General features: G+C 64.3%; 18 protein-coding genes. 10 read left to right on the top strand and 8 right to left on the bottom strand.

The features are described from left to right. Nucleotides 1-164 precede the first annotated feature (164 nt). Together AC1ROT_RS01945 and AC1ROT_RS01940 are read left to right on the top strand one after the other, a co-directional pair. Entirely contained in the window at nt 165-1,667 is a 1,503-nt protein-coding gene (locus AC1ROT_RS01945) for a leucyl aminopeptidase (protein ID WP_492970416.1), read from the top strand. After that, nucleotides 1,668-2,123 (top strand): DNA polymerase III subunit chi, encoded by a 456-nt coding sequence (locus tag AC1ROT_RS01940; RefSeq protein WP_492970417.1) that lies wholly within the window; start codon nt 1,668-1,670, stop codon nt 2,121-2,123. Here AC1ROT_RS01940 and AC1ROT_RS01935 read toward each other — a convergent pair. Beyond that, a complete protein-coding gene (locus AC1ROT_RS01935; RefSeq protein WP_492997044.1) occupies nt 2,120-4,045 on the bottom strand; it encodes an ABC-F family ATP-binding cassette domain-containing protein in 1,926 nt (641 codons plus the stop codon). The two genes, AC1ROT_RS01940 and AC1ROT_RS01935, sit on opposite strands and share 4 nt — an antisense overlap. 132 nt (nt 4,046-4,177) lie before the next feature. Between AC1ROT_RS01935 and ndk the strand changes: the two genes are divergently transcribed. The 3 genes from ndk (at nt 4,178) to AC1ROT_RS01920 (ending at nt 7,299) form a co-directional block, all read left to right on the top strand. Continuing rightward, a complete protein-coding gene (gene ndk / locus AC1ROT_RS01930; RefSeq protein WP_492997043.1) occupies nt 4,178-4,600 on the top strand; it encodes a nucleoside-diphosphate kinase in 423 nt (140 codons plus the stop codon). A 700-nt stretch (nt 4,601-5,300) separates the two neighbouring features. Beyond that, on the top strand, nt 5,301-6,344 hold the full coding sequence (locus tag AC1ROT_RS01925; RefSeq protein WP_492997042.1) for a ParA family protein: 1,044 nt from the start codon (nt 5,301-5,303) through the stop codon (nt 6,342-6,344). 43 nt (nt 6,345-6,387) lie between these two features. Then, nucleotides 6,388-7,299: an abortive infection family protein gene (locus AC1ROT_RS01920; RefSeq protein ID WP_492997041.1), complete on the top strand. Its 912-nt coding sequence runs from the start codon at nt 6,388-6,390 to the stop codon at nt 7,297-7,299. A gap of 47 nt (nt 7,300-7,346) precedes the next feature. Here AC1ROT_RS01920 and purN read toward each other — a convergent pair whose 3' ends face one another. Together purN and purM are read right to left on the bottom strand one after the other, a co-directional pair. Next, nucleotides 7,347-7,973, bottom strand: a complete 627-nt coding sequence (gene purN, locus AC1ROT_RS01915; RefSeq protein WP_492997040.1) for a phosphoribosylglycinamide formyltransferase — start codon at nt 7,971-7,973, stop codon at nt 7,347-7,349. 4 nt (nt 7,974-7,977) lie between these two features. Then, on the bottom strand, nt 7,978-9,057 hold the full coding sequence (gene purM, locus AC1ROT_RS01910; RefSeq protein ID WP_492997039.1) for a phosphoribosylformylglycinamidine cyclo-ligase: 1,080 nt from the start codon (nt 9,055-9,057) through the stop codon (nt 7,978-7,980). A 191-nt stretch (nt 9,058-9,248) separates the two neighbouring features. Between purM and AC1ROT_RS01905 the strand changes: the two genes are divergently transcribed. Genes AC1ROT_RS01905 through AC1ROT_RS01895 form a run of 3 tightly spaced genes read left to right on the top strand, consistent with a single transcriptional unit; the run spans nt 9,249 to nt 11,972 of the window. Beyond that, nucleotides 9,249-10,232: a hypothetical protein gene (locus AC1ROT_RS01905; RefSeq protein ID WP_492997038.1), complete on the top strand. Its 984-nt coding sequence runs from the start codon at nt 9,249-9,251 to the stop codon at nt 10,230-10,232. Then, nucleotides 10,229-11,311: an AI-2E family transporter gene (locus tag AC1ROT_RS01900; protein WP_492970425.1), complete on the top strand. Its 1,083-nt coding sequence runs from the start codon at nt 10,229-10,231 to the stop codon at nt 11,309-11,311. The genes AC1ROT_RS01905 and AC1ROT_RS01900 overlap by 4 nt, the downstream gene beginning before the upstream one ends. A gap of 7 nt (nt 11,312-11,318) precedes the next feature. Then, a complete protein-coding gene (locus tag AC1ROT_RS01895; protein ID WP_492997037.1) occupies nt 11,319-11,972 on the top strand; it encodes a P-loop NTPase family protein in 654 nt (217 codons plus the stop codon). On the opposite strand, the gene AC1ROT_RS01890 is transcribed toward AC1ROT_RS01895, so the two are convergent. Together AC1ROT_RS01890 and AC1ROT_RS01885 are read right to left on the bottom strand one after the other, a co-directional pair. Then, entirely contained in the window at nt 11,969-12,160 is a 192-nt protein-coding gene (locus AC1ROT_RS01890; protein WP_492997036.1) for a DUF4169 family protein, read from the bottom strand. The genes AC1ROT_RS01895 and AC1ROT_RS01890 overlap by 4 nt on opposite strands. A 23-nt stretch (nt 12,161-12,183) precedes the next feature. Next, nucleotides 12,184-12,954: an alpha/beta hydrolase family protein gene (locus AC1ROT_RS01885; protein ID WP_492997035.1), complete on the bottom strand. Its 771-nt coding sequence runs from the start codon at nt 12,952-12,954 to the stop codon at nt 12,184-12,186. 167 nt (nt 12,955-13,121) lie between these two features. Between AC1ROT_RS01885 and AC1ROT_RS01880 the strand changes: the two genes are divergently transcribed. Beyond that, the gene (locus tag AC1ROT_RS01880) at nt 13,122-15,188 is read left to right on the top strand and encodes an AfsR/SARP family transcriptional regulator (RefSeq protein WP_492970429.1); all 2,067 of its coding nucleotides are present in this window, start codon (nt 13,122-13,124) and stop codon (nt 15,186-15,188) included. 6 nt (nt 15,189-15,194) lie between these two features. On the opposite strand, the gene AC1ROT_RS01875 is transcribed toward AC1ROT_RS01880, so the two are convergent. The 3 genes from AC1ROT_RS01875 to AC1ROT_RS01865 form a co-directional block, all read right to left on the bottom strand. Further along, entirely contained in the window at nt 15,195-15,902 is a 708-nt protein-coding gene (locus tag AC1ROT_RS01875) for a response regulator transcription factor (protein WP_492970430.1), read from the bottom strand. Further along, nucleotides 15,899-17,347 (bottom strand): sensor histidine kinase, encoded by a 1,449-nt coding sequence (locus AC1ROT_RS01870; RefSeq protein WP_492970431.1) that lies wholly within the window; start codon nt 17,345-17,347, stop codon nt 15,899-15,901. Before AC1ROT_RS01870 ends, AC1ROT_RS01875 begins: the two co-directional genes overlap by 4 nt. A 129-nt stretch (nt 17,348-17,476) precedes the next feature. Then, complete coding sequence (locus tag AC1ROT_RS01865; protein ID WP_492997034.1) at nt 17,477-18,034, bottom strand: SixA phosphatase family protein; 558 nt, start codon at nt 18,032-18,034, stop codon at nt 17,477-17,479. Nucleotides 18,035-18,167: 133 nt separating this feature from the next. On the opposite strand from AC1ROT_RS01865, the gene AC1ROT_RS01860 reads away from it, so the two are divergent. Then, complete coding sequence (locus tag AC1ROT_RS01860) at nt 18,168-20,387, top strand: RNA degradosome polyphosphate kinase (RefSeq protein WP_492997033.1); 2,220 nt, start codon at nt 18,168-18,170, stop codon at nt 20,385-20,387.

Genomic DNA, 20,387 nt, shown 5'->3' with positions numbered 1-20,387 from the left:
AGCCAATCCGCCCTTTGCCGCCACCGCCTCGCAGTGAAAAGAAGAACTTGGTCCACAACGCAGAATCGGCGATTCGGGCATGCGCGCCGATTGATCGGGCAAGCCCCGGGCCGCTATAGTCCTCGACCGGTCCCCGACAGCCTTTTTGATCCGGTTGGAGCATCATGAAAATCGAAATCGTCGACGCCAAATCCCCCAAACGCGGCAGCCTGGTCCTGGTCGTCGGCGAAGGCCGGCAGCTGGGGGCCTTCGGCCAGCGGACCGACAAGGCCCTGGGCGGGGCCCTGGGCAAGGCGATGGCGGCAGCGCCGCGGTTTACCGGCGCTCGCGGCCAGTGGCTTGAGCTTCTGGCGCCCGGCGCCGGCCTCAGCCGCATCCTGCTGGCCGGCCTGGGCAAGCCCGCCGAGACCAAGGCCGCGACCTATGAGGCGCTGGCCGGCGATGCCGTGCGCCGGCTCGCCACCTCGGGCGAGGTCGATCTGGCCGTGGCCGCCGAAGTCCTGAAGGGCACCGTGCTGCCGGCTGCCGAGGCCGCGGCCCGCGCCGCTCTGGGCGCCCGTCTGGGTAGCTACCGGTTCGACAAATACCGCACCAAATTGAAAGACAAGGACAAGCCCAGTCTGAAGGCCGTCAGCGTGCTGAGCGAGACCGCGGCGGCGGCGAAAAAGCTGCATGCGCCGCTCGACAAGCTGGCCGCCGGCGTCGAGATCACCCGCAACCTGGTGACCGAGCCCGCCAATGTGATCTTCCCGGCCAGCCTGGCCGCCGAATGCCGCAAGCTGACCAAGCTGGGTGTCAAGGTCGAGGTGCTGGGCGAGCGTGAAATGAAGCGGCTCGGCATGGGCGCGCTGCTCGGCGTCGGGCAGGGCTCGGCGCGCGAATCGCAGCTCGTGGTCATGCAGTGGAATGGCGGCAAGAAGGGCGTCAAGCCGGTTTCGCTGATCGGCAAGGGCGTCTGCTTCGACACCGGCGGCATTTCGATCAAGCCGGCCGCCGGCATGGAAGAGATGAAATGGGACATGGGCGGCGCTGGCGCGGTAATCGGCGCCATGGCGGCGCTGGCCGGCCGCAAGGCGAAAGCCAATGTCGTCGGCGTGGTGGCGCTGGTGGAGAACATGCCGTCGGGCACCGCGCAGCGGCCGGGCGACGTGGTCACGTCGATGTCTGGCCAGACCATCGAGGTGCTGAACACCGATGCCGAAGGCCGCCTGATCCTGTGCGATGCCATGTGGTATGCGCAGCAGCGCTTCAAGCCGCAGGCCATGGTGGATCTGGCCACGCTGACCGGCGCCATCATCATCGCGCTCGGCCATGAACATGCCGGCCTGTTCTCGAACAACGACCGGCTGTCGGAACAGCTCACCGCTGCCGGCAAGACCGAGGACGAGCCGCTGTGGCGCCTGCCGCTGGGCGAAGCCTACGATGCCGGCCTGAATTCGCCGATCGCCGATATGCAGAATATTGCGGGGCCCGGCTTTGGCGCCGGCTCGATCACGGCGGCGCAGTTCCTGCAGCGCTTTGTGGTCGACAAGACCCCCTGGGCGCATCTGGATATCGCCGGCACGGCCTGGAGCAAGAAGGACAAGGCCACGGTGCCGAAGGGCGCCACCGGTTTCGGCGTCCGCCTGCTCAACCGCCTGATCGCCGATAACTACGAAGATCGCTGAGTGGCCGAACTGCTGTTCTACCATCTGACCCGGCGGCGCCTCGACCAGGTGCTGCCGGAGCTGCTGGAAAAGACCCTGCAGAAGGGCTGGCGGGCCGTGGTGAAGGGCGGTTCGGACGAGCGCATCCAGCAGATCAACAGCGACCTGTGGACCTATGGACGCAACAGCTTCCTGCCGCATGGCATCAAGGCCGACGGCTTCCCGGATCAACAGCCGATCTACCTGACCATCGAGGACGAGCGGCCCAACGATGCGCAGGTGCTGTTCCTGGTCGATGGCGCCGATGCCGATGATGTCGCCGCCTACACCCGCGTCTGCGACCTGTTCGACGGCAACGACGACGCGGCGGTCGGTGCCGCGCGGGCGCGCTGGAAAAAAGCCAAGGAGGCCGGCCACACGCTGACCTACTGGCAGCAGTCGGACACCGGCGGCTGGGTCAAAAAGGCGGAAGGCTAGGCCGCCTCGGCCTGCGCCTCTTCCAGTTTGGCCTGGGCGTCGAGCCAGGTTTCTTCCGCCGCTTCCAGCTTCTTCACGATCTCGCCATGCTGCTTCTGCAGCTCGGTCTGCTTGGCCGGCGCCATTTTCGTATAGGTGTCGGGATCGGCGAGCGTCGCATCCAGCCGCATCTTCTCGGCATTCAGCTTGGCCATCGCCTTTTCCGCATTGGTGACGGCGATGCGCAACGGCGCCAGCGCCTGACGCGCGGCAGCGGCGGCCTTGCGGTCGGCCTTGCGGTCGGAGGACGAGACGTCGGTGCTGTTGCCGCCGCCCTTCAGCTTCACGGTCGCCTGCGCACGGCGGCGATCGGCCAGCAGTTTGGCGTAATCGTCGAGATCGCCGTCGAAATCCTGCACGGTGCCATCGCCGACCAGCCAGAAGCGGTCCGCGCAGGCTTCGGCCATATGGCGATCATGGCTGACGAGAATCACGGCGCCCTTGAACTCGTTCACCGCCTGCACGAGGGCATCGCGCGTATCCATGTCGAGATGGTTGGTCGGTTCGTCGAGGATCAGCAGATGCGGCGCATGGTAGGTCACCATGGCAAACAGCAGCCGCGCGCGTTCGCCGCCCGAGAGCTTGCCGGCCGCCGTCTGCGCCTTTTCGCGCGTCAGGCCGAAGCTGCCCAGACGCGTGCGCAGCTGCTCGATGGTCCATTTCGGCATCAGGTCGGCCAGATGCTCGACCGGCGTGCGGTTTTCATCCAGCACTTCATCCTGGTCCTGGGCGAAATAGCCGATGCGCAGCTTGCCCGAGCGCTGAATCTTGCCGGCCTGGGGCTTGAGCGTGCCGGCGAGGATCTTGGCCAGCGTGCTCTTGCCGTTGCCGTTGGCGCCGAGCATGGCGATGCGGTCTTCCATGTCGATGCGCAGATCGAGATGGCGCAGGATCGGCTTGTCCGTCGTGTAGCCGGCGGTCAGATGCTCCAGCATGATGAGCGGCGGCGGCAGCTCTTCCGGATCGGGCAGGCGGAAGATCACGGACGGGTCTTCGACGGCGGCGGCGATCGGCTGCATCTTGGCCAGCATCTTCAGGCGGCTCTGCGCCTGGCGCGCTTTCGAGGCCGAGGCGCGGAAGCGGGCGACAAACTCTTCCATATGCTTGCGCTGTTCGGCCTGGCGCGTGGCGAAGGCGGTCTGCTGCTCCATGCGCAGGCGGCGCTCGGTCTCGAACGTGTCGTAGTTGCCGCGATAGAGCACCAGCTTGCCGTTATCGATATGCAGGATGTGCTCGATGGCCGAATTCAGGAAATGGCGATCATGGCTGATCAGCATGAAGGTGCGCGGATAGGTCTTCAGATAGCCTTCAAGCCACAAGGAGGCTTCGAGGTCGAGATGGTTGGTCGGCTCGTCCAGCAGCAAGAGATCAGGCTCTGCAAATAAACAGCCGGCCAGCGCCACGCGCATGCGCCAGCCGCCGGAGAAACTTTCCAGCGGGCGGTTCTGCGCCGCTTCATCGAAGCCCAGGCCGGCCAGGATGACCGCGGCGCGCGCCGGCGCCGCATGGGCATCGATCTCGGCCAGCCGCATATGCACGGCGGCGATGCGCTCGGCATCCTCCATGCTGGTGGAATGCTCCAACTCGTCGGCCTCGATCAGCAGGGCCTCGCGCTCGGTATCGGCGGCCAGCACATAGGCGATCGGACTCTGCTCGCCGCCCGGCGGCTCCTGCGGCAGCTTGGCGATCTTGCAGTCGTTGGGCAGCTCGACGCCGCCGGTTTCGGTCTGCAGGTCGCCGGTGACGATCTTGAACAGCGTCGATTTTCCGGTGCCGTTGCGCCCGACCAGGCCGACCTTGTGGCCGGCCGGGATCGTGGCCGAGACATGGTCCAGCAGCACACGGCCGGCAATCCGGTAGGTCAGGTCGCGAAAAGACAGCATTTATAACAACTTAAGGTCGGGGCCGGGGAGGGCCGGTGTCAGGGGCGCGGGGCCGGGATGGTTGCGGCCCTCGAGCGGAGCCTCTATATACCCGCCACCGATTTTTAGCCAAGACCCAAAGGACCACCGATCATGGCGATTGAACGCACTTTCTCGATCATCAAGCCGGACGCGACCCGCCGCAACCTGACCGGCGCGATCAATGCCAAGATCGAGGCCGCTGGCCTGCGCATCGTGGCCCAGAAGCGCATGCAGATGAGCCAGGCCCAGGCCGAGAGCTTCTACGGCGTGCACAAGGCCCGTCCGTTCTTCAAGGACCTGGTCGACTTCATGATCTCCGGCCCCGTCGTTGTGCAGGTGCTGGAAGGTGAAGGCGCCATTGCCAAGTACCGCGACGTGATGGGCGCCACCAACCCGGCCAATGCCGCGGCTGGCACCATCCGCAAGGAATTCGCCGAGAGCATCGAAGCCAACTCGGTGCACGGCTCGGACGCCGCCGAGACCGCCGCTGTCGAGATCGCCTATTTCTTCGCCGGCATCGAAATCACCGCGTAAGACTTTCCGCTTCAGGCGGTTACGGAAAGGCCCGGCAGCAATGCCGGGCTTTTTTTGTTGGCCTGAATGCCATCGTCGCCCCCGCCCGGCGGCGTAGCCGCCATATTAAGTTGTCGCGCAAGGCGCGACGGGCGGGGACCCAGAGTCTGGATGCCCGCCTTCGCGGGCATGACGGGTAAGGATGGGGCTGGCTCGGTTATTCTGGCTGAGCGGAGCGCTATCGGTGCTTATCCGTCCTTATTCGACTCTTATCCGCGCTTATTGGAGTCTTATTCCGTCTTATTCGAGACAAAGCGATTGCATTGTCATCAGTGATGGCAATGCGGCAAGGCGGCTCCGGCCAGGTTCGTTCGGGTTCCAGATGACTGCGGACGCTTCCCGATGCTTCCGGATTGTTCCGAACGCTTCCGGATGCTTCCCGATGCTTCCCCGGGCTTCCGGGCCGGCGGAGCCCCGGACAACACAAAAGCCTGCGCCTTGGGTCAGGCGCAGTTGCATATCGACATATTCACGATGTCAAACAGAAGGGTCGCTTGTTTGCTGAGTTAAACAAGTACAAAGAAAATACAAAAATATTAGAAAAAGTCAATTAATTCCTATCAGGTTGCAAAACCTGCGCATAACGTATTAACCTGCAGTTTTTGTGTTGACCTGCAGCACCTGCAGATTTATGATCGACCTGCAATCACGGAGGCACGATATGTCCACTGGTTTGAAGCGGATCATTGAGAACCACAACAAGTCCATTGAGGACAGCGAAGCGCTCAATATTGCGTTCTCATATAAAAACTATTGTGTGTCGAACCTGCGTGGCGGGATCGGCAAGTCCACAATTTCCTTCAATCTCGCCTACATGTTCTCCCGCTACGAGCACACGCTCATTGCGGACCTTTGCCCGCAAAGGAACCTGACTGAATCGATCATGAAGAATTCCCACGCGGAGGTGACCATCGGCGATGCACTTGGGCCGAAAGTCTTGGGCCCTGCGTTTGGCGACGTCCCTGACGATATTTCCTACCAGCTCAGCCACGTGAACGATGAATTCAAGGCTGGCGGTAAAAAGAGCTTTTTTATTCCAGGTGATAAAGGGCTGTTTGCCTTTCCCTCATCGCTGTATCAGCAGCTACAGCAGGCTATGGCTCAGAACAACACCAACGCACTTAAGAATATCTTGCTGAGCCTCCGATCCATCATCAATGATGAGAAAAAGGCAAAGGGGTGCAGGCTCGCACTTCTCGACTGCAGTCCGTTCTATGCTGGCGCGACCCATCTTGCGTGGTGCGCTAGCGACGCAATCATTATCCCGGTCCGGGTCGATGAGCATTCCATCGAATCCCTCGCCCTCACGTTGGATATGATTGCCAATCCGAGCAGTGATTTTAATATTTGGGCCGACCGCGCCGGCGGAATCAACAAGCCCAAGGTGGCAGCTATCGTCATGACCATGGTCGGTGCGCGAAGCAATCAGCTTGGCGTTAAGGATCGCGCGTCTCAGTCGTATATTGAGCGTGCTTACGAAGAGGCTGCGAAATATCCCGACCTCTTTGATTTTGACGATCCCGCTGATGCCTTCGCACTCACCGACGATTTTGTATCGGCGGGTCGTATTAGCGGTGCCAAGTCGATCCCCATTCCGAAGCTGAAGGTTGGCCAATTCCATACGGTCAACGGCACGCGGCTCCAGGTGAATGAATCTCAGGTCAAGTACGCCCGGGAGTTGGAATACTTAACGCATCTCTTGTGAAAGTTGAGGCGGATAGCGCTCTAAACGTATAGAAAAAGTGGCGATGGTACAGAACCAGATCACAACTCTTACTCGGCGAAATCTCTTTGATGAATTTCGTCTGTCGAGCGTCGAGTGGGCTGGACGGCTCGACGAGGATGATTTCCTGTCACGTATTTTTGACCTCGAATCAATGCCGTCAAACGACCATCGCTGTAAAAATATGGCGAATGATATTCATCGCCATCGAGTGACGTGGGGCAAGTGTGACTGGACGCATGATTGGGTTTTTGATGATGTGCGCCTCAATTTAATGAGATGCCCAGATGAAATTTTCTTACAGTTTCTTTGCGAAATGGTTCATCCGATAGTTCGCAGTGATGATGTCGAGATTAACCATCTCGTTTCTATCTTTAATAAACATCTAGTGGTGGACGGGTACGAAGTTGTGCCCGGCACGTTCATGTCCGGGAAGCCGGTTTTTATCGGACGCCCTCTAATCGACGCGGTTGGTGGGCGTACAGATGTCGCGCGGCAAGTGGCGGACGATTTTGGATCACATATTATATCCTCGCAAATTACGAGAATGGAGGCGGCGATTCAAAATGATCCCGCGCTAGCTATTGGCTCAGCAAAAGAGTTCGTTGAGACAATTTGTAAAGGTATACTCAGAAGGAGCGGTGAAGAGGTTACGGGCAAAGAGGATCTCCCTAAACTCGTGCATCTGACGCGGGCCAAACTAGGATTGGACATCGCCCGTGAAACCGAGGACACGCTAAAACGCACGCTAAGTAGTCTGGCTACGATTACGCAGGGAATAGCCGAACTTCGAGGGCAAGTTGGAACCGGGCATGGCCCGGAGCCTACAGCTCCAACACCGCGTTCTGAAGTGGCTCGACTAGCGGTGGGGATGGCTGTTGCGTTGGGAGTGTTTTTGTACGAGGCATATAAGGCTAATTCTCCCAAAATCCTATAGCACTCGCTTTTGTTACACAGGTTTGGGTTGGACGCAGTCTGTCGCGCCTAATCATTCACTCGAACAACCTCCCCCTCAATCTTTAGCCGCCCTTCCGCCAGCAGCTTCAGCGCCTGCGGATAGATCACATGCTCCTGCGCCAGCACGGCTTCGGCTAAAGCCTCCGGCGTCGCATCCGGCGGTACCGGCACGGCGGCCTGGGCAATGATCGGGCCGTCATCCAGCGCCGGAATGACGAAATGCACGGTGCAGCCGCTGATCTTCACGCCGGCGGCCAGCGCCTGTTCATGCACGCGCACGCCCTTGAAGGCCGGCAGCAGCGAGGGATGGATGTTGATCATGCGGCCCAACCAGCCCTGCACGAACTGATCGGTCAGGATGCGCATGAAGCCGGCGAGGCAGATCAGTTCGATGCTTTTGCTGCGCAGCAACGCATCCATCTCGGCGTCGAAGGCCTCGCGCGTTTTGCCCTTGCTCTCGATGACGGCGGTCTCGAGGCCGAAGTCGCGCGCCACCGTCAGCCCCTCGGCATCGGCGCGATTGCTCAGTACCAGGGCGATGCGGGCGGGATAGGCGGGATCTTTCGCGGCGTCCGCAAGCGCGCGCAGGTTGCTGCCGCGCCCGGAGATCAGCACGGCGACGGCCTTGCGCTCGGGGCGCTTCGCCGCCGTCATAGGATCAGTTCCAGGCCGTGTCGCAGTTGCGCATGCTGACCATCGGCTCGGCGGCGCTGTCCTGCTGGGCCTCGATCACGCCCAGGCGGGAGACGGTCTCGCCGGCCGTCTTCAGCTTCTGGATCACGGTCTCGGCCTTTTCCTTGGCCACGACGACGACCAGGCCGATGCCGCAGTTGAAGGCACGCGCCATCTCGGCGTCGTCGATCTGGCCGGCGGCCTTCAGCCACCTGAACACCGGCGGCAGGGTCCAGCCGGTGGCGTCCACGATGGCGTCGGTGCCATCGGGCAGCACGCGCGGGATATTATCGACCAGGCCGCCGCCGGTGATATGCGCCATCGCCTTGATCAGGCCCTCGCGCACCAGCGGCATGCAACTTTTCACATAGATGCGCGTTGGGACCATGAGGATTTCCGCCAGCGGCTTCGACGGCTCGAAGGGGGCAGGGCTCTCGAACGAGAGGCCGTTATCGGCAATCACCTTGCGGACCAGCGAAAAGCCGTTCGAATGCACGCCCGACGACGCGAGGCCAAGCAGCACGTCGCCCGGCTTTACATTCTGTGGCAGCAGGCGGCCGCGCTCGGCGGCGCCGACGGCGAAGCCGGCGAGGTCGTAATCCTTGGCGGCATACATGCCGGGCATTTCGGCGGTCTCGCCGCCGGTGAGCGCGCAGCCGGCCTGGCGGCAGCCCTCGGCAATGCCGGCCACCACCTTGGTGGCGACCTCGACTTCGAGCTTGCCGGTGGCGTAATAGTCGAGGAAGAACAGCGGCTCGGCGCCCTGGACCAGGATGTCGTTGACCACCATGGCCACCAGGTCGATGCCGACGCCGTCATGGCGGCCGGTCTCGATGGCGATCTTCAGCTTGGTGCCGACGCCGTCCGTGGACGAGACCAAGATCGGATCGGTGAAACCCGCGGCCTTGAGGTCGAACAGCGCGCCGAAGCCGCCGAGCGAGGCATCGGCGCCCTTGCGACGGGTGGAGGCGGCCAGCGGCTTGATCGCATCGACCAGGGCTTCCCCGGCATCGATATCGACACCGGCGGCTTTATAAAGCGGCGACGTGTTGATGATGGCCTCCACGGCGGGTAGATTGAGCGGCGCTGAATAATGCTGGCACCATACTTATTCCCCCTGTCTTTGCAATGCTTGCCTCACCCATGCTAAGAGCCTGTTTTTACGCGATATTCGCCTTCGTTCTGGCTCTGGCTGCAAGCCTGCCGGGCCTGGCCCAGCCGCGGACTCCGGGGGGCGCGCGCCCTGATCCCTTCACGGTGTCAGATGTGGCGGTCGATGCCTCGGCCGACAGCGCCGCCGCCGCCCGGCCGCTCGCCATCGCAGACGGCGAGCGCCGCGCCTTCACCACGCTGCTGCGCCGCCTGACCCAGCCCGAGGATCACGGGCGTCTTCCGCGCCCGTCCGAGGCTTTGCTGAACGATGTGATCGCCGGTTTCGGCATCGACGAGGAACGCGCTTCCGCCACCCGTTATATCGGCAAGATCAGCGTCACCTTCCGCGCCGAGGCGATCCGCCGGCTGCTGCAGGATAACAAGCTGGCCTATGCAGAGACGATGAGCCGGCCGGTGCTGCTGGTGCCGGCCTGGCAGTCGGCGGGCGGTGCAAAGCTGTGGGAGGCCGACAATCCCTGGCGCGCCGCGTGGCTCCAGCGTCCCGATCCGCAGGGCGGCCTGGTGCCGCTGCAGATCGCGGCTGCTGCGGACAGCGGTCCGTCGCTCGAACGCCTGCTCGGCAATGCCGATGACCTGAAAGCCATGGCGCGCCGCGCCGGTCTGGAAGATGCGCTGGCCGTGGTCGCCACCTTGCAGCAGGCCGATCCCGGCGCCGTGCGCATCGACATCGCCGTGCAGCATCAGGGGCCGGGCCTGTTCCTCGACGGGCTGGAGCCCTTTACCGCCACCGGCGGCACCCAGGAAGAAGCCCTGCTGTCGGGCGCCATCGAGATGGCGCGCCGCATCGAAAGCCGCTGGAAGCAGGGCAGCGTGATCGATCTGGAGAAGCAGGGCCAGATCAGCGTCGCCGCCGGCTTCCAGAGCCTGGCCGAATGGAACAAGCTGCGCACCGCGCTCAGCGCCATGCCGATCGTGCGCAAGGTGGATGTGCTGCGGCTGTCGCATCGCGATGCCCAGCTGCTGCTGGAGTATTATGGCGAGACCGAACAGCTCTCCACCGCGCTGGCCCAGCGCGACGTCTCGCTGCAGCAGCGCGACGGCTTCTGGCAGATGCAGAGCCGCAAGTGACCCGCCGCCAGCAGATCATCGCCTGGATTTGCCTGCTGGTCGGCGCCATCGCGCTGCTGATCATCCTGCGCGACATGCTGCTGCCGTTCGTGGCCGGCATGGCGCTGGCCTATTTCCTCGATCCGGCCGCCGACTGGATGGAGCGCCGCGGGGTGAAGCGCTGGCTCGCCACCCTGCTGATCATCGGGCTGTTCTTCGTCGCCTCGATCATCGTGATCGTGCTGCTGGTGCCGGTGGTCTCGACGCAGTTCGCCAAATTCATGGACCATGTGCCGGAATACATCCTGTATTTCCAGGAGCGCGTGCTGCCCTATGTGCAGGGCTTGGCCGAACGCTTCGGCTTCGATCTGAACGGCGATCCGAAACAGGCGCTCGGCGGCCATAGCGAACAGGTGATGAAGGTGGTCGGCGGTGTGCTGACCAGCCTGCTCGGCGGTGGCCAGGCGATCTTCAACATCATCTCGCTGCTGGTCATCACGCCGGTGGTCGGCTTCTACCTGCTGCGCGACTGGGACGAGATGGTCGCCCGCATCAACAGCTACCTGCCGCTCGACCATGCCGACACCATCCGCCAGCAGGCGCGCGAGATCGACCGCGTGCTGGCCGGCTTCGTGCGCGGCCAGCTGCTGGTCTGCCTCAGCCTCGCCGCCTTCTACGGCATCGGGCTTACCGCCGTCGGATTGCAGTTCGGCCTGTTCATCGGCGTGACCGCCGGCATGATCTCCTTCATCCCCTATGTCGGCACCACGCTCGGCTTTGTCGTCAGTGTCGGCGTGGCGCTGGCGCAGTTCTCGCCCGACTTCCTCTGGGTCGGCATCGTCGCCGGCATTTTCATCATCGGCCAGGTGATCGAGGGCAATGTCCTGCATCCGGTGCTGATCGGCGACCGCGTCGGCCTGCATCCGGTGTGGATCATCTTCGCGCTGCTGGCCGGCGGCAGCCTGTTCGGCTTCGTCGGCATCCTGCTGGCAGTGCCGATCTTCGCGGTGATCGGCGTGCTGGTGCGTTTCGCGCTCGACCGCTACCGCGAGAGCTATCTCTACCGGCCCGGTGCGCCGGAGACGCCGGCCGACGAGTAAGTTTCCGATGACGCATCCGCAGCTTCCCCTCGGTCTTGCCCTGCCGACTTCATGGGCGCGCGAGGATTTCCTTGTCGCGCCCGGCAACGAAGCCGCGCTCGGCGCCATCGAGCGGCCGTTCTCCAGCCTGGTGCTGCATGGTCCGCCCGGCAGCGGCAAGACGCATCTGGCGCATGTCTGGGCGAGCCTGTCCGGTGCGCGGTTGGCCGAGCATGACGACCTCACCACGGTGGCTGTCGATGCGCTGGCGCAGCAGCCGCTGGCGCTGGATGACGCCGACCGCGTGGCCGATCCGGCGGCGCTGTTCCACCTCATCAACCTGATGCGCGAACGCGGGCATGCCCTGCTGCTGACCGGCGCGCGTGCGCCGGCGCTGTGGCCGTTCACTCTGCCTGATTTGATGTCGCGACTGAAGGCAATGCCGTCGGAGGGCATCGACGAGCCCGACGACGCGCTGCTGGCCGCCGTGCTCGTGAAGCTGTTTGCGGACAAACAGCTTCAGGTCGGCGAGGGGCTGGTGAGCTATCTGGTGCCGCGCATCGAGCGCTCGTTCCATGCCGCCCGCCACTGGGCCGCGGCGCTGGATGCGGCGGCGCTGGCCGAGAACCGCCCGGTCACCGTGGCGCTGGCGCGCCGGCTGCTCGACGAGAGCGCGGCCTAGTCTTCGATCTTCTTGGCGTCGAGATTCTTGGCGCTGCGCTCGGCATCCTTGCGGGCCTCGCCGCGCGCCTGCTTGCTGGTGCCGAAGGTGACGCGGTTCGCCGCCGCCTGCGCCTTCTGCTGCTGGCGGGTCAGCGCCTTGCGCGCCTTGTTCAGGTTGATCACGTTACCTGGCTTCTCTGGGGCCATGCCGCCAGTATAGGCGACCGGATTCAATTGTCGATCTGCCAGGCGAGCGCCAGGGTCTGCCAGACGATGCTGCGGGCGATCTCGGTGGCGATGGCATTGGGCTGCTGGCGCAGGGTAATGCCGTCGATCACATGGACCGCGCTGCTGCGACCCTCGAAGCCATAGCCGGCCTCGGTCATGCTGTGAAAGCTGATACTGCCGCCGGCCTGCTGGCGGCAGCGGCCATAGGTGTCGCGGTGCCGGCCCCAGGCATCCAGCAGCCCGTAGAAGATATGCACTTGGGTCGGGCCGGCGGTGGCGTAATCCACCGGGCACCAGCCGGCGCAGCCGGGCGCGAAGGCGAAGACCGCCGCCGGCATCGCCGTTCCCTCGCGGCCGAAATAGCTGGCGCTGTTCAGTGCCTCGGTGCCGCCGCGCCCCGAGCCCATGATGGCGAAACGGGTCGTGTCGATGCGTGGCTGCTCGCGCCGCGCGGCATCGAGGGCTTCGCGGGCGTCGATGGCATAAGACAGCGTGCAGCCGGCATTGAGCCAGTCATGGCGGCCGCGCAGGGCGGCGCTGCGCGGCTGCGCCACCGCGATGCCGCGTTCCAGGAACCAGCCGATCCAGGGATTGCGATGGGTCAGCGAACTGCCGCCATTGCCTTCCAGCAGGATCACCAGCGGCGCTGGCTGATGCCCTGGGGGCAGGAACCACAGCAGATGATCGCGGACATCGTCCGGGCTGGCCCCGGCGGGACAGCCGGCGAGAGAGACGGTGGCGAGCAGCAGGAGCAGGGCATGGCGCAGGGTCATGGCCCCAGAGCAGCAGGCCAGCCGTCAAGCCTGCGTCAGAAAACGGCCATTCCCATCGTGAAATGATCGTGAAATCCTGCCCCCGGGTTGCCACGCAGGGTAAGCGGCTTTGCCGGGGGCTCGACCTTGGCTAGAATCGCTACCCGGAACGGGGAGTCGAGGCTGTCGTGTCATATGTCGCGATCAGGGAGGCCGGCGCAGGCGCCGGGCCGGAAGGCGGATCCGCCCGGATCGAGCTGCTGGGTCCGTTCCGCCTGATCGCGGAAGGCCAAAATATTGCGGAAGGATTGGGCCGCAAGAACCAGGCCCTGCTGGCCTATCTGGCCGCCGTACCGGACCATCGCGCCTCCCGCGAAAGACTGGCCAGCCTGCTGTGGGGCGAGCGTTTCGACGAGCAGGCGCGCCAGAGCCTGCGGCAGACCCTGATGGCGCTGCGCCGCAGCCTCGGCGATGCCGCGCCCGGCCTGCTGGTGGTCGATCGCGCCGAGGTGCGTCTGGATCCCGGCGCCTTCACCACCGATATCGCCGTCTTCGATGCCGCCGCGGCGACGGCCGATCGCGCACTGCTGGAACAGGCGGCGGGCCTGTGGCGCGGCGACTTCCTGGCGGGCCTGGATATTCCCTCGCCCGATTACGAAGACTGGCTGCGTGGCCTACGCGAGACCTGGCGGCTGCGCATGGTGGCCCTGCTGATGCAGCAGGCGCATGTGTTGCTGCAAGCGGGCGACGGACCGGCGGCGCTGCTGGCGGTGAACCGGCTGGTCGGCCTCGATCCGCTGAACGAAGCCGCAAGACGGCTGGAGCTGGATGTGATCGCCCGCTTCCGCGGCCGGGCTGCGGCGCTGCAGGCCTATCAGCAGTTCGCCGGACTGCTGCAGCAGGAATTGCAGGTGGCGCCGGCCAGCGAAACCCAGGCGCTGGCCCGTCGGCTCGGCGAGGGCGATGACGCCACGGCGATGCTGACTGATACGCCGCGGGCGATCGATGTGACGGCCGAGACCGTGCCGTTGCGCCGGCACCGCTGGATTGCGGCTGCGGCGGCGGCTGTCATGGTGCTGGGCGCCGGGATACTGCTGCTGCGTGCGCCGGCAGAACCCGCGGCCGTTGTTGCAGCAGTGCCATCGACCAAGCCGCCATTCACATTCCATGTGGCCGCGGCGGCCGGCGACAGTGCAGCCTTCTGGGACGATCTGAAAACCCGGGTGGCGATGCTGCCGGTGACGACGCTGGCGCGCGAGCGCGGCATGGCGGCCTTCGTGGTGGAGGGTGGCGTGCATGCGGCGCCCGAAGGACAGGCGATCAACCTGCGTCTGATCGACAATGTCGCCGGCCAGACGCTGTGGGCCGACCGCATTCTGGTGCCGCGTGCCGACGGACCGGCGGCCGGCGAGGCCGCCACACGGCTTTATGCCGAGCTGCTGGTCGTGATGCAGCAGCGGCTTGGTCCGTTGCCGCCGCTGTCGCCGCAGATGCAGGCGGGCTGGGAGAGTTTTCGCGGCGGCGTCACGCGGGAGAATGTGGCCGAAGCGCAGCGTCTGTTCGGCGAGGCGCTGGCCGCCAATCCCGAGGATGCGGCAGCCAAGCTGGGTCTCGCCCATTGCCTGGCCATCAATATCCTCAATCGTTGGTCGCGCGCGCAAAGCCCGGAAGAGGAGACGCGGCAGGCACTCGCCTATCTGGAGCAGGCTGCGGCGCGGCTGCCCCGCCATATCCTGCTGCATTACACGGTCGGCCTGGCACACAAGGCACGCCGCGACTATCCGCGCGCCCTGGCCGCCTGGCAGGTGGCGCTGGCCATCGATCCGCGCGACGGCGCCACCCATGCGCAGATCGCCCATGTCAATCTGCTGACCGGCAACGTGCAGGGCGGTATGCAGCAGGCCGAGCTGGCGATCCGCCTCAACCCCTATTCGCGGGCACTCGACCGCGCCTATTTCTATGCCGGCATGGCGCGGCTGCTGAATGGCGACTATGCGCAGGCCGAGCAGCATCTGGCGCGGGCGGCAGCCATCAACGGGCAACTCCCCGATGTCTTTGCCTGGCGGGTGGCGGCGCTGGCGCAACTGGGGCGGCAGGCCGAAGCCGAAGCCGCCTATGCCGACCTGATGCGACGGTTTCCGACCTGGAATGTCGACCACCATTTCCTGCAGGCGGTCGATCGCAGCGTCATGGATCGCTTCACCAGCGGCATCGCCAAGGCGATGCCTGCCACGCAGGCTTCAAAGTCGAAGTAGGGCGGTTCAGGCCTCTATGCTGCCGGGCGCGCTGAAGGCATAGCCGCGGCCATAGATCATCTTGATCGGCGCTTCGATCTGGGTGTGGTCCTTGATCTTGCGGCGCAGGCGGTTGACCACCGCATCCAGGTGCCGGTTGTCCCAGTTCACATTCGGCCGCGCCAGAATCTGCGCCAGATCTTCGCGCGAACAGGGCTGGCCGGATTTTTCAAGCAAGGCCGTGATGAAAGCCAGTTCGGTTGCAGTCAGTTTGACCTCGCTGCGGTTCGGCGCCACCAGATGCCAGTTCGAGCGCAGCAGCCGCCACTGATCCGGCGTGCGGCCGACGGCCTTGCTGCGCGGATCCTGCAGGCGCCGCAGCAGGCTCTGCACCGTGGCCTCGATCTCGCGCAGCGACGAATGCTTGACCAGATAGATGTCCGCGCCGCTCTCGAAGCCACGGATGCGGTCTTCGCTTTCGCCCAGCGCGGTCAGCATGATGATGCCGCAGTCGATCTTGCCGCGAATCTCGCCCGCAAGATCGAAGCCGTTGCCATCGGGCAGGCCGATATCGAGGATGATGATGGCCGGCGGCTCCGGCAGGTCGAGCTGCTGGCGCAGTTCCTGCGCGGTGCCGACGCCACGGACAGCAAAGCCGCGCATGGCCAGATATTCGACCAGATCGTTGCGCAGCGACGGTTCGTCTTCGACGACCAGGATGGGTGTCGCAGTCATGCTTCCTCGTTGAGTCCGTCCACGGGCATGCCGGGCAGGGGCAGTCGAATGGTGGCAACCGTGCCGCCGCCGCGTCCCGAGCGCAGGGACAGCAGGCCGTTATGATAGTCCAGCAGGCGCCGGGCATTGTGCAGGCCCAGTCCGGTGCCGGTTGCCGGCATGGTGTTGGAGGCGCGGAAGAAGCGGCGCCCGATGGAGGCGATCTCGGCTTCGGGGATGCCGATGCCCTGGTCGCTCACCGTCAGGATGATGGCCTTGTTCTCGCTCCGCACGGCGATTTCAACCGGGCTGCCGTCCGGCGCATATTTCAGTGCGTTGTCGATCAGGTTGATCAGCACGGTGGTCAGCATATCCGGGTCGCCGCGATAGAATGGCAGCCCCGCATCGATGCGGAAGTTTAGCCGGCCGGCGGCTTCAATGCCCTCGAAATGGCGCTGCACGCTGGCCATCAGGTTCTGGATATCGATCCGTTCCGGCTGCACCACATTCTGCTGCCGCCGCTCGGCATCCAGGAAGCGGTCGATCAACTGCACCAGCCGGCTGACGGCCTCACGGATATTGCCCAGCCGCTTGGTCACCGGCTCCGGTGGATCGGGCAGCACCACGCCGATCATTTCGGCGGCGCGATCCACCACCGCCAGCGGTGTGCGGAATTCATGGGTCACCATGCGCATCAGCTGGCGCTGTTCCTGCCGCAGGGCTTTCTCGGTTTCCAGGGTGGAGGAAAGCTGGTCCTGCAGTTCGCGGCGCTGCGTCACCTCTTTCAGCAGCGCCTCGTTCTTCTGCCGGATGCCGGTCGACAGCCGCACACCCACCATCAGCAGCAGCATCAGGAACAGGCTGGTGATGAAGATGTTCAGGAAGAAGAAATACCAGGCCTGGGTCACCTCGGAGACGAGTTGCTCCGGGCTGTACCAGTATTCGAAGGCAATGGCGCTGCGCACCGCGAGCGCGATCAGGTCGCTGACGAACACCAGGCTCAGCGCCCAGCGCAAGACGGGCGGCTGTGTGCGGTCGCGCGCCAGTGTGGCGATCATGAACAACAGCATGGCGCTGCTGATGATGTTGCTGACGATGACACGGATGGCGATGTTGGCCGGATCGATCAGCAGCGCGGCGGGCCAGAACACCAAGGCGAAGATCACGCAGGTCCACATCAGCCATGGCTGGCCGCGCTGGTCGAGGAAGCGCGCCACGCCATGGGCGATCAGCACGGTGCCGATATGGGTCAGGTAGTTCTGCGCGATGATGAAGACGCCGACGGGGACATCGATGCTGCCGCGGATCGCCAGCAGCAGCAGGCCGATGGCGAACAGCAGGTAGCCGACGGCGACGAAGCGCAGTTCGAACATGTGCCGCTGGGTGAACCAGAGCAGCAGCCACACCATACCCTGCAGCATCACGGTGGCGGTCAGAATCAGGACGGTGGTGTTCAGGTGCAGCATGGCGGCGCATCCTGTCCGAACTCCCCGTTGCATGCCAGATGTCTGGCCGGCCCGAAACGGCCAATGTTCCCGTCACGTTCATTGACGGGTGGTCCGGCCCGCCGGTCGATCCGGCCCGGGGCGTCGCCGCTAATCCTTCGATCTGTCATCCATAAGCTGGGCCGGCACGACGAAACTGGCGAGGAATCCGCCTTTCCCCGCCACCTGGCCCCAGCTTTTGGCGCTGAAGGTCAGTTCGGCCAGGCCGCCGGTCGGGTATTTGTCGGTCAGCCGCTCCAGGGCGTCGCCGGCGCTGGTGCCGGTCAGGTCGCGGGCGAAGTCTTCCAGGCCCGGGTTATGGCCGATCAGCATCAGTTCATGCACCGCCGTCGGCGTCGATCGCACCAGGGCCAGCAGGGCCGGGGGTTCGGCCAGGTACAGCCCGGCATCGAAGCGGACCCGGGCTTCGCCCGGCACCTTCGGCGGCTTGTCGCCGGCCAGGCGCTTTTCCAGCCGCTCCCAGGTCTGCCGGGTGCGGGTGGCCGGCGAACACAGCACCAGGTCCGGGTGAATCGCCCGCTCGGCCATATGGCGGGCCAGCGCCCGGCAGGCCTTCTTGCCGCGGGGGCTGAGCGGCCGGGCGAAATCGTCCAGGTCCGGGTCATCCCAGGCAGACTTGGCGTGGCGCAAAAGCCATAGGCGGAGCATGGAGTTATCCTTTGTTTAAGCCGGGGCGGCAGACTGTCGCTGCTTTGACATAAAGGGTGGTTAGACCTATACCCGAAGGCGTCGACCGGTTCATCCCCCGGGCAGGCCGCCGGTAACGACAGAGGCATTCGACATGCGCAGCAAGGCGGACAATCTCAAGGTTCTGAAGACCGATGCACCGGTGATCGAGGCGGTTCCGACGCCTGATCCGGGCCCGGCGCCGCTGCCCGGCCGCCCGCCGATCACGCTGAGCGCGCGCGAGCGCTTCATCAACCGCGAGCTGTCGTGGCTGGCCTTCAATCTCCGCGTCATGGAAGAGGCCAACAACAAGCGCTATCCGTTGCTGGAACGCCTGCGCTTTTTGTCGATCTCGGCCAACAATCTCGATGAATTCTTCATGGTGCGCGTCGCCGGCCTGCACGGCCAGATCAAGGCCGGCATCGAGGATGCCAGCCAGGAAGGCCTGACGCCGGCCCAGCAGCTGGCGCAGATCAACGAGGCTGCCGCCGATCTGATGAAAAAGCAGCAGGTCTGCTGGTCGTCGCTGACCAACGAACTGGCCAAGGCCGGCATCCATGTCCTGCAGCCCGACCAGCTGACAGCCGAAGACCGGCGCTGGCTCGAGGATTATTTCCTCGGCCATGTTTTCCCCGTGCTCACGCCGCTCGCCATCGATCCTGCTCATCCGTTTCCGTTTATCCCCAATCTCGGTTTCGCGATGGTGATGCAAATGCGACGGGTTCGTGACGGTCGCAGCCTGAATGCGCTGCTGCCACTGCCGAGCCAGGTCGACCGCTTCACCCGGTTGCCCGGCGATGGCATCCGCTTCCTGTCGCTGGAAAACCTGGTCGGCCTGTTCATCAACAAGCTGTTCCCCGGCTATGAAATCCTCGGTGCCGGCCAGTTCCGCATCACGCGTGACAGCGATATCGAGATCGAGGAAGAAGCCGAAGATCTGGTCCGCCTGTTCGAAACGGCGCTGAAGCGCCGCCGGCGCGGCACCGTGATCCGGCTGAAGATCAATGCCGGCATGCCCGACGACCTGCGCCGTTTCGTCTGCGAGGAACTGGAAGTCAATCCGGAGGCGGTGATCGCCGTCGATGGCATCCTGGGTCTGGCCGACACCAAGAAGCTGATCGTCGACGATCTGCCGGAGCTGAAATTCCCGCCCTTCAATCCGCGCTTCCCCGAACGCATCCGCGATTACGGCGGCGACTGCTTCGCCGCGATCCGCCACAAGGATCTGGTGGTTCACCATCCCTATGAAAGCTTCGACGTGGTGGTGCAGTTCCTGCGCCAGGCGGCGGCTGATCCGAATGTCGTGGCGATCAAGCAGACGCTGTACCGCACCTCGGACGACAGCCCGATCGTGCGTGCGCTGATCGAGGCGGCCGAGGCCGGCAAGTCGGTGACGGCGCTGGTCGAGCTGAAGGCGCGCTTCGACGAAGCGGCCAATATCAAATGGGCACGCGATCTCGAACGTGTCGGCGTGCAGGTGGTCTACGGCTTCATCGAGCTGAAGACCCATGCCAAGATTTCGCTGGTGGTGCGCCGCGAGGGCGGCCAGCTCAACACCTATGTGCATTTCGGCACCGGCAACTATCACCCCTATACGGCGCGCGTTTACACCGATCTGAGCTATTTCACCGACGACAGCGACCTGGCGCATGACGCCACCTATCTGTTCAACTTCCTCACCGGCTATGCGGCGCCGGAAAACCTGAAGAAGGTGGCGATCTCGCCCTATACGCTGCGGCCGCGCCTGCTGGAGCTGATCAACGAGGAAATCCGCCATGCCGAGAACGGCAAGCCGGCGGCGATCTGGGCCAAGATGAACAGCGTGGTCGATCCGGTGGTGATCGATGCGCTGTACCAGGCCAGTCAGGCCGGCGTGCAGATCGACCTGATCGTGCGCGGCATCTGCTGCCTGCGGCCGGGCGTGAAGGGCCTGAGCGAGAATATCCGCGTCAAAAGCCTGATCGGGCGCTTCCTCGAACATTCGCGTATCGTCTGCTTCGGCGCCGGCCATGGCCTGCCGTCGGCGGAAGCGAAAATCTTCATCTCCTCGGCCGACTGGATGCCGCGCAATTTCGACCGTCGCGTCGAAGTGCTGATCCCGATCGAGAACACGACCGTGCATGAGCAGATCATGGACCAGATCATGGTCGCCAACCTGAAGGACCAGGCGCAGAGCTGGTATCTGGGCGCCGACGACACCTATTCGCGGGCGTCGTCCGACTTGGACGCGTTCAGCGCCCATACCTATTTCATGACCAATCCCAGCCTGTCCGGTCGCGGCAAGGCGCTCAAGAAAGCCGGGGCCCTGCCGCGGCTGCAGTGGAAAAACCAGTAG

This window comes from Ferrovibrio sp. GW821-FHT12E11 (assembly GCF_058806975.1).
Note: the sequence above shows the minus strand (reverse complement) of the source record. Positions and strands in the feature narration are given on the sequence as shown.

Bases quoted from the DNA above. Each gene is read 5' to 3' on its own strand.
- AC1ROT_RS01945 (WP_492970416.1), top strand. From the start codon at position 165: ATGAAAATCGAAATCGTCGACGCCAAATCCCCCAAACGCGGCAGCCTG.
- AC1ROT_RS01935 (WP_492997044.1), bottom strand. From the start codon at position 4,045: ATGCTGTCTTTTCGCGACCTGACCTACCGGATTGCCGGCCGTGTGCTG.
- ndk (WP_492997043.1), top strand. From the start codon at position 4,178: ATGGCGATTGAACGCACTTTCTCGATCATCAAGCCGGACGCGACCCGC.
- AC1ROT_RS01925 (WP_492997042.1), top strand. From the start codon at position 5,301: ATGTCCACTGGTTTGAAGCGGATCATTGAGAACCACAACAAGTCCATT.
- AC1ROT_RS01920 (WP_492997041.1), top strand. From the start codon at position 6,388: ATGGTACAGAACCAGATCACAACTCTTACTCGGCGAAATCTCTTTGAT.
- purN (WP_492997040.1), bottom strand. From the start codon at position 7,973: ATGACGGCGGCGAAGCGCCCCGAGCGCAAGGCCGTCGCCGTGCTGATC.
- AC1ROT_RS01895 (WP_492997037.1), top strand. From the start codon at position 11,319: ATGACGCATCCGCAGCTTCCCCTCGGTCTTGCCCTGCCGACTTCATGG.
- AC1ROT_RS01890 (WP_492997036.1), bottom strand. From the start codon at position 12,160: ATGGCCCCAGAGAAGCCAGGTAACGTGATCAACCTGAACAAGGCGCGC.
- AC1ROT_RS01885 (WP_492997035.1), bottom strand. From the start codon at position 12,954: ATGACCCTGCGCCATGCCCTGCTCCTGCTGCTCGCCACCGTCTCTCTC.
- AC1ROT_RS01875 (WP_492970430.1), bottom strand. From the start codon at position 15,902: ATGACTGCGACACCCATCCTGGTCGTCGAAGACGAACCGTCGCTGCGC.
- AC1ROT_RS01870 (WP_492970431.1), bottom strand. From the start codon at position 17,347: ATGCTGCACCTGAACACCACCGTCCTGATTCTGACCGCCACCGTGATG.
- AC1ROT_RS01865 (WP_492997034.1), bottom strand. From the start codon at position 18,034: ATGCTCCGCCTATGGCTTTTGCGCCACGCCAAGTCTGCCTGGGATGAC.
- AC1ROT_RS01860 (WP_492997033.1), top strand. From the start codon at position 18,168: ATGCGCAGCAAGGCGGACAATCTCAAGGTTCTGAAGACCGATGCACCG.